Source organism: Nostoc sp. (assembly GCF_036916735.1).
Lineage (GTDB): Bacteria > Cyanobacteriota > Cyanobacteriia > Cyanobacteriales > Nostocaceae > Nostoc.
Window position 1 is genome coordinate 34,098 of record NZ_JBALFV010000046.1, and the last position, 6,626, is coordinate 40,723.

Below are 6,626 nucleotides of genomic sequence, written 5' to 3' on the forward strand. Positions count from 1 at the left end.
CTCATGTTCGCCGATTAACTAAGGTAGCGCTAGCTTGGTCAACAGGCATCAGCACAACTTCATTAATATTGACGTGGGGTGATCGCGTCACACAGAAAAATATTACATCAGCCACATCATCTGCTGTCAGGGGTGTAACTCCCTGGTAAACTTTGTTGGCACGTTCAGCATCTCCGTGAAAGCGCACATTGCTAAATTCGGTTTCTACCATACCAGGGTCAACAGAAGTTACACGTACCCGCGTTCCTAATAGGTCTTGTTTTAAACCTTCAGAAATCGCCGTCACAGCAGCTTTGGTAGCACAGTAGACATTACCACCAGGATAGGTCTGATGTCCAGCAATGGAACCTAAATTTACCACATGACCGCGATCGCGGCTCACCATTCCTGGAACGACATAGCGGGACACGTAAAGTAAACCCTTAACGTTAGTATCAATCATGTCTTCCCAATCTTGAAAGCTGCCTTCATGCAACTTGTCTAAACCACGACTTAGACCAGCATTGTTGATAAGAATGTCGATGTCAGACCAGGCAGAAGGTAGAGTAGAAATAGCTTCTTCTACAGCGCTGCGGTCGCGCACATCTAGCTGTAATAAATGAATTTCGATACCAAATTCTTTACTAAGAGTATCTGCTAGCTGCTGCAAACGTTCTAACCGTCGTGCTGCTAAGATCAGTTTTGCACCTGCACCAGCGAAGATTCTCGCACAAGCAGTACCAATACCACTACTTGCACCAGTTATTAAAATGATTTGATTTTCTAGAGAAGTCATTGTTAGTCAAAAGTCAAAGCGTCTACAGATTACACAAGTGTATTTCAGTTCGTTGGAAGAATCAGTGCAGAAGTTTTTGAAATCGTTGGGGAAGCTCTCTGGTTCTTGTTTAATTGGGCTAGAAGAGAAGCTGGTGAGTGTTTCTATTAGGAAAATGACAGTTTAACTCAGATAGACCGCGTTAAGAATATACTGTAAAGTTTAGCAAGATTTGGCTTAATTGGTTTGTGGAGCAAATAATTAATGACTTGGAGAACGACATTCATCTTTATCGTACTGGCAACTTTAGTAGTAGTACTGATAGGTTGGCTGACCTTAATCAGAATATTACCAATTAGTCAAGTAATTAACTATAGCGATGCTGGACTGAGATTTATTCGAGTCTGGATATTGTTAGCGATCGCAATTGGACTTATTATTCCTACGATTACATTTGTTATTTGGTTTAAATATCTTGAAGTTCGCAAAATCTTTGGCTTCTATTTGCTAGTTCTTGTTATCCAAATTGTCACTGAACACATAGTCAGTAGAGTTTTGTTTCCAAGTTTAGTGGTGCTTATTGGTACACTTTACACTGCATTTCGAGTTTGGCAACTTTGGCATGAACAGCAATTCATCAAAAGCATTGATTTCTCTCGAGCTAACTTTAGGATAATTAGTAGTGTCTTATGGCTGCTGCTTTTGTTTTGGTCAAGTAATTTAATCATGCTGCTGACTCTCTCGTGGCCAAGTATTCTGTAGTTTTGCAGCAATCTGGAGATTTTTGACCAGAAAGAAAAAGGTACAGAGCAAGTAAATTTATTTATGGAAAAATGAAAAATGTATTTCGAGTAGCACAGCGCAAGAAATACAGCGCAAAGCCGGAGCCGCACAATCTTGAAACGCTTGTTTTGTAGGCATCTTAAACACGCTCGGTGTGAGGCATACTAGACAAGTTACCTCTTAATCTTCTCGCCAAAAGTAGGTTTTTATTAAGAATTAATCACGAACTAATGAAGGTTATAAAGAACATAAGTGAATACTCTCGCAAATGTTGAGAAAGATCCGGGTAATAGATAGCCCAAAATTGGGAGAGGCGAGCAAATTTTTAGTTCTTCTTCTCCCAAGTTGGCAGAAGGGGTTAGGGGATAAGGGCAATACGTCCTCTCAAAGCAGATTTATTCTTAAGTTGACACCAATCAGCGATGCCAAACCCTTGTGATTGGATCATTGAATCGTTAAAGGTAACGCACCATCGAGCTTTTTAGTATGCTAGTGGTAGCAGAACGCACTAACTCCTAACTCTAGTGCTGTCAAAGTGAGTTTGGATGAGACTACAATTTCTATTCATTACTAGTAGGACTTACGCACGAGTTACAGAATAATAAACCGCAGAGGCGCAGAGAAGCCAGTGCGCCCTTGCGGTTAAAAGACTTGTTCGCTCTTAGCGTTCCCGTACCCCTACGGGGAAGCAAGCTACGCGCAGCGTCTTTGTCAGGAGAAGGCTAGCAACTGGCGCGACACGGAGAAATCAGAGTTTGAGAGATATTTTGCGTAAGTCCTAACTAGCTCAAAACTTGCTACTTCAGCTTCTAAACTCGGCACTTCAGCTTCTGAACTTGGAATTTTCAGAATTCTCAAAGAACAAATGAAGTTTAGAGTTGAACAAATATGAAACTAAAGCTACATCTCACCTTGACAGAATTACTTTTAACTCCTGTACAGACGCGATTAATCGCGTCTCTACTTCTTCACCACTTGCAGGCGCTGAGTTACCATCGTCATTCCATTGCCCCTCAGGATGACAGCAGAAACCCATTGGCTACCAGGGATAGATGGTGCTTGTGCGGTTTTAAACAGTCCGCCAGATGTCAGTAATTCCAAATCCACGGATGTGGGATTGAGAAACTTATCTGCTTGGATGGGTTCCTCTAGTGCCGTTCCTAGTAGAAAATCATCACCAAGTGGCTCTTGAACGATCGCATCAAAACTATACTTTTGACCAACCAGCACCTGCTCTGGTAATTTAATATCAAGTTGAGGTGGCTTGTTGCCAGAGGTAAGTTGGGTGCGTTCTGACAAAATGTCTTGACGGACTATTTTTCCGCCTACAATGCGCTGACGCGATTTGATTGTGGCATTGAGAGCCGAATTATTACTGCTAGCGGAGGGTAAGCTAGTTATCTTCGTTTCTGTTTCGGCAATAATCCCATTACCTTCAGGTTTTGAAGATAGCAGTTTTGTACTGTATTGCAATTTTGGATATCGTTGCCAAAGTGAAGTCAAAGACTTTTCTAGGGTTTGCAGGTTTAATCCATCGCCATGAGTAAAGTTGGGGCTGTAGAATTGCAAAACCCCTTTAACATCGCCCCGACTGGCCGCAGCATCAACTTGTGTCAACAGGTTTTTCACATTGGCTGGGACATTTTGGGCTGTACCAGCTTGGACTAATTGCTGTGGTGTCGCCGCTTGAGTGCGTTGCCAACCACTTGTTAAACCAAGGGTTAGCAGGAATGAAACCAGCCACAGACTAGTTGGAAATCTGAGTTGTCGTTTCACTAAAGTGGTAATAATGTTTGTCATTGGTAAGAGTTTACTGATTTGATCAGAGAAAGTAAGGAAATTGTTTTATCTTAGTTAAGCTAGATGCTAAACGGTAGAGGTTTGATGGCAAACGCACCGATACGATTATTAATAGCTGCCAGTGGCACTGGTGGACATTTGTTTCCAGCGATCGCACTGGCTCAAAAGCTGCCAGATTATCAAATCGAATGGTTGGGAGTAACCAATCGGCTAGAAACTCAACTTGTCCCTAAAGAGTATCCCTTGAATACTATTGCAGTTGAGGGGTTTCAGCAAGGGTTTGGACTCTCCTCGATTCGGATTTTAAGTAAACTTGCCCTTTCAATTATAGAAGTCAGGCAAATTTTGAAGCAGGGAAATTTTCAAGGAGTGTTTACCACAGGGGGTTACATTGCTGGACCAGCAGTCATTGCGGCGCGTTCCCTCGGTTTACCCGTGGTTTTTCACGAATCTAATGCAATACCTGGTAAAGTAACTCGCTTTTTTGGTCCTTGGTGTAGCGCGGTAGCCTTGGGATTTGAAGTAGCTGCTAAGTATTTGCCCCGTGCAAAAAATGTCTATGTTGGTACTCCTGTAAGGGCGCAATTCCTTGATGGCGCAATTTATCCACCCCTGGATTTAGCCATTCCTGATCGTGTTCCTTTAATTGTCGTATTTGGTGGTAGCCAAGGTGCAGTTGCGGTTAATAAGTTGGTGCGCGAATCTGCAAAAGCTTGGTTTGATGCTGGTGCTTATGTAGTGCATTTAACTGGCGATCGCGACGAGGAAGCAGATAGCCTCAAACATCCACAGTACATAGCCTTACCTTTTTACAACAATATGGCAGCGTTGTTGCAACGAGCTACTCTAGCTATTAGTCGTTCTGGTGCTGGTAGCTTGACAGAATTGGCAGTATGTGGAACACCAGCAGTTTTGATTCCTTACCCCTTTGCCGCAGAAGACCATCAATCTTACAATGCAGACGTATTTTCTTCATCTGGTGCGGCGTTAACACTAAAGCAGTCAGAGTTAACGGCACAAACATTGCAAAGTCATGTGTTGAATTTGTTGCAATCACCAGATGAGCTAGCAAAGATGGGGCAAAAAGCTCATGCGATCGCAGTTCCCGATAGTGCCGATAAGTTAGCGCAGTTAGTCCATGAAGTGATAGAAACTTAAAAAATTCAAAATTAAAAATGGAAGATACTAAAAGATAATAGGAATTTATTCTCTAAGTTATGAATATCTTATTTAACCAAAAATTCCGTATCACAGTAGGTTGTGCTGTCTTTTTGCTTGTCAGTTTAGCCAGTAGCCATTTATATACTCAGTTAAAAACTAAACAGCTAGCCAAACAGGATCAGTTTTTTACTCAGCAAGAAAATTTTACCCCACTTAAATCCCAGATTTCTCTCAGATCAAATCAAGTTGTTCATAAACTTGATTTTAAGCTTAAAAATCCTTTAATGAGTAAACAAATATCTGATGAAATTATAGACAAGCAAAATGCTTTTTCATCTCAACGTAATTTGTTAGCCGCATTTGCACCCTATCCAGTTGTCGATGAGTTCAAAAAATATAAATTTAGCATTAATGGCAGCCAAGTCGTTACTCCAGTCAAACTACCAAGTAGTAAGGTCAACTTCAATCAAGAAGATTTATTAACCGTTCTCGTTAATACTAGAAAATATTTTCAAAATTATAGTTTAGAAGATCCAGATATTTTGCGTACAGGAATGCTTGCTACTCAAGGCGTTACTGTTCCAGATGTTCTCAATACTTTGAATTTCATGATTGCTGTCTTAAAGGAGGATATTGCTAATAATCGAGCTACTCGTTTACAAGACTCCAAGTTTATCAATTCCAATTTCCGAGTTATCAAATGGGCTGCTTATAATCCAAATAATAAACAACAAAAGCAATTACGAATTACCAAATATGCTGTGTTTACTCACCCTGGTTCTCGCAAAAAAACTTCTACTTTTAACACACCCATTTATAGTTTAAAAGAAACCTATAATAAAGATAAATTTTACACTAAATATACAAAACAGGATGTTTTATCAGGTATTTATGAACCAGGTGGTAGAGAATTTGGAAAAGTTACAAGTCTCGCTTATCTAACCAGAAATGGCTTAGAAGAAGCAATTATGGAAGGAACGATACTAATTAATTTTACAGATGGTTATAAAGCATTTTTTAATGTAGATAGAAATAATGGAATGGCTTATATTCGAGGATTGAAAGCAACAGCACAAAAGCGTTATTGGTATTTTAGAGAAGTTGATGCTATTAAAGGCTATGGCTACAAGATAGATGCAAAAATTTCTATTAAACCCGGAGTTACTTTTGCTGGGGATGTTTTAAATATCGGTTTGGGTAAAGTGGTTGTGATTGAGCATACTAAAGGTGGTCGCAAACATCTGCAAATGGGAGTAATCGCCGATACAGGCGGAGCATTTTTACCCAATCTTTATCAACTCGATTTTTTGGCAGGTATATTTAAGAATAAAAAAGAATTTGGGCAGCATATCACGCAATTGCCGGAGTATGCCACAGCATATTTTTTAGTAAAGAAGTAATGCATTGACTTGATGTGAAAAAGTAAGAATTTAGCACTTAGGAGTCAGAAGTCAGAATTTAATAGGAATGCAGTACGATCGGTAAATCTATGTATAAAATATTCTTCTGATTCCTTAAATATTCTGACTCCTGAATTCTTACGTACAAAAATCTATCTACGGGTCAACAATTCTAAGTTGTGACCATTAGAGTCATAGAAATAGAACCCACGACCCTGGTTCCAGTGATTAATTTCTCCTTTATTTTTATGCATGGGGTCGCTACTGTACTCTATACCTGCCTCTTTCACACGGGCAAAAATTGCATCAAATTCTTTATCACTGACATGGAATGCATAATGATGTTGCTCGAACGCTTCAGCGTCGGCGAAGTCGAGTGTCAATGAATCATTTATATGAACAGCAGCGAAGTGACCAACAGGAACCTCAACTTCTAAACCAAAAATTTTTGCAAAAAACCTCGCCGATGCTTTCTTGTCGTATGCAGGCACTATGGTGTGATTTAGAGTAATTGTCATGTCACACCTCCCCTCCTAATTTTGGTAATAGTTGATATCAACTCTCTATTCAGAGTCGATAAAAACAATCTTCCTTTCTATTCTATCTTTTGGGCACTGACACCAGCATAAACTTATAAGAAAAACTAATAATGTATATCAGGTTTGCTGAAGTAATTAAACTTGATTAAAATTTGTAAATCATTGTAAAGTAGTTTTACAGGCAAAAAC

6 protein-coding genes are annotated in these 6,626 nt (G+C 39.8%); 3 read left to right on the top strand and 3 right to left on the bottom strand.

Annotated features, from left to right (window positions below; translation table 11 throughout):
- Position 1: 1 nt before the first annotated feature.
- Positions 2–775: an SDR family oxidoreductase gene (locus V7L20_RS11325; RefSeq protein WP_334744169.1), complete on the bottom strand. Its 774-nt coding sequence runs from the start codon at positions 773–775 to the stop codon at positions 2–4.
- A 243-nt stretch (positions 776–1,018) separates the two neighbouring features.
- Between V7L20_RS11325 and V7L20_RS11330 the strand changes: the two genes are divergently transcribed.
- Positions 1,019–1,516 carry a hypothetical protein gene (locus V7L20_RS11330; protein WP_334744170.1) on the top strand — a complete coding sequence of 166 codons (498 nt, stop codon included), beginning with the start codon at positions 1,019–1,021 and terminating at the stop codon, positions 1,514–1,516.
- A 981-nt stretch (positions 1,517–2,497) separates the two neighbouring features.
- On the opposite strand, the gene V7L20_RS11335 is transcribed toward V7L20_RS11330, so the two are convergent.
- A complete protein-coding gene (locus tag V7L20_RS11335) occupies positions 2,498–3,337 on the bottom strand; it encodes a nuclear transport factor 2 family protein (protein ID WP_334744171.1) in 840 nt (279 codons plus the stop codon).
- A gap of 84 nt (positions 3,338–3,421) precedes the next feature.
- Between V7L20_RS11335 and murG the strand changes: the two genes are divergently transcribed.
- Both murG and V7L20_RS11345 read left to right on the top strand, forming a co-directional pair.
- On the top strand, positions 3,422–4,495 hold the full coding sequence (gene murG, locus V7L20_RS11340) for an undecaprenyldiphospho-muramoylpentapeptide beta-N-acetylglucosaminyltransferase (RefSeq protein WP_334744176.1): 1,074 nt from the start codon (positions 3,422–3,424) through the stop codon (positions 4,493–4,495).
- 59 nt (positions 4,496–4,554) lie between these two features.
- On the top strand, positions 4,555–5,898 hold the full coding sequence (locus V7L20_RS11345; protein ID WP_334744172.1) for a hypothetical protein: 1,344 nt from the start codon (positions 4,555–4,557) through the stop codon (positions 5,896–5,898).
- Positions 5,899–6,050: 152 nt separating this feature from the next.
- On the opposite strand, the gene V7L20_RS11350 is transcribed toward V7L20_RS11345, so the two are convergent.
- The gene (locus tag V7L20_RS11350; protein ID WP_334744173.1) at positions 6,051–6,416 is read right to left on the bottom strand and encodes a VOC family protein; all 366 of its coding nucleotides are present in this window, start codon (positions 6,414–6,416) and stop codon (positions 6,051–6,053) included.
- Positions 6,417–6,626: the final 210 nt, after the last annotated feature.

Excerpts from the sequence above, each read along its gene's own strand:
- V7L20_RS11325 (WP_334744169.1), bottom strand. The coding sequence starts at position 775 with ATGACTTCTCTAGAAAATCAAATCATTTTAATAACTGGTGCAAGTAGT.
- V7L20_RS11330 (WP_334744170.1), top strand. The coding sequence starts at position 1,019 with ATGACTTGGAGAACGACATTCATCTTTATCGTACTGGCAACTTTAGTA.
- V7L20_RS11335 (WP_334744171.1), bottom strand. The coding sequence starts at position 3,337 with ATGACAAACATTATTACCACTTTAGTGAAACGACAACTCAGATTTCCA.
- murG (WP_334744176.1), top strand. The coding sequence starts at position 3,422 with ATGGCAAACGCACCGATACGATTATTAATAGCTGCCAGTGGCACTGGT.
- V7L20_RS11345 (WP_334744172.1), top strand. The coding sequence starts at position 4,555 with ATGAATATCTTATTTAACCAAAAATTCCGTATCACAGTAGGTTGTGCT.
- V7L20_RS11350 (WP_334744173.1), bottom strand. The coding sequence starts at position 6,416 with ATGACAATTACTCTAAATCACACCATAGTGCCTGCATACGACAAGAAA.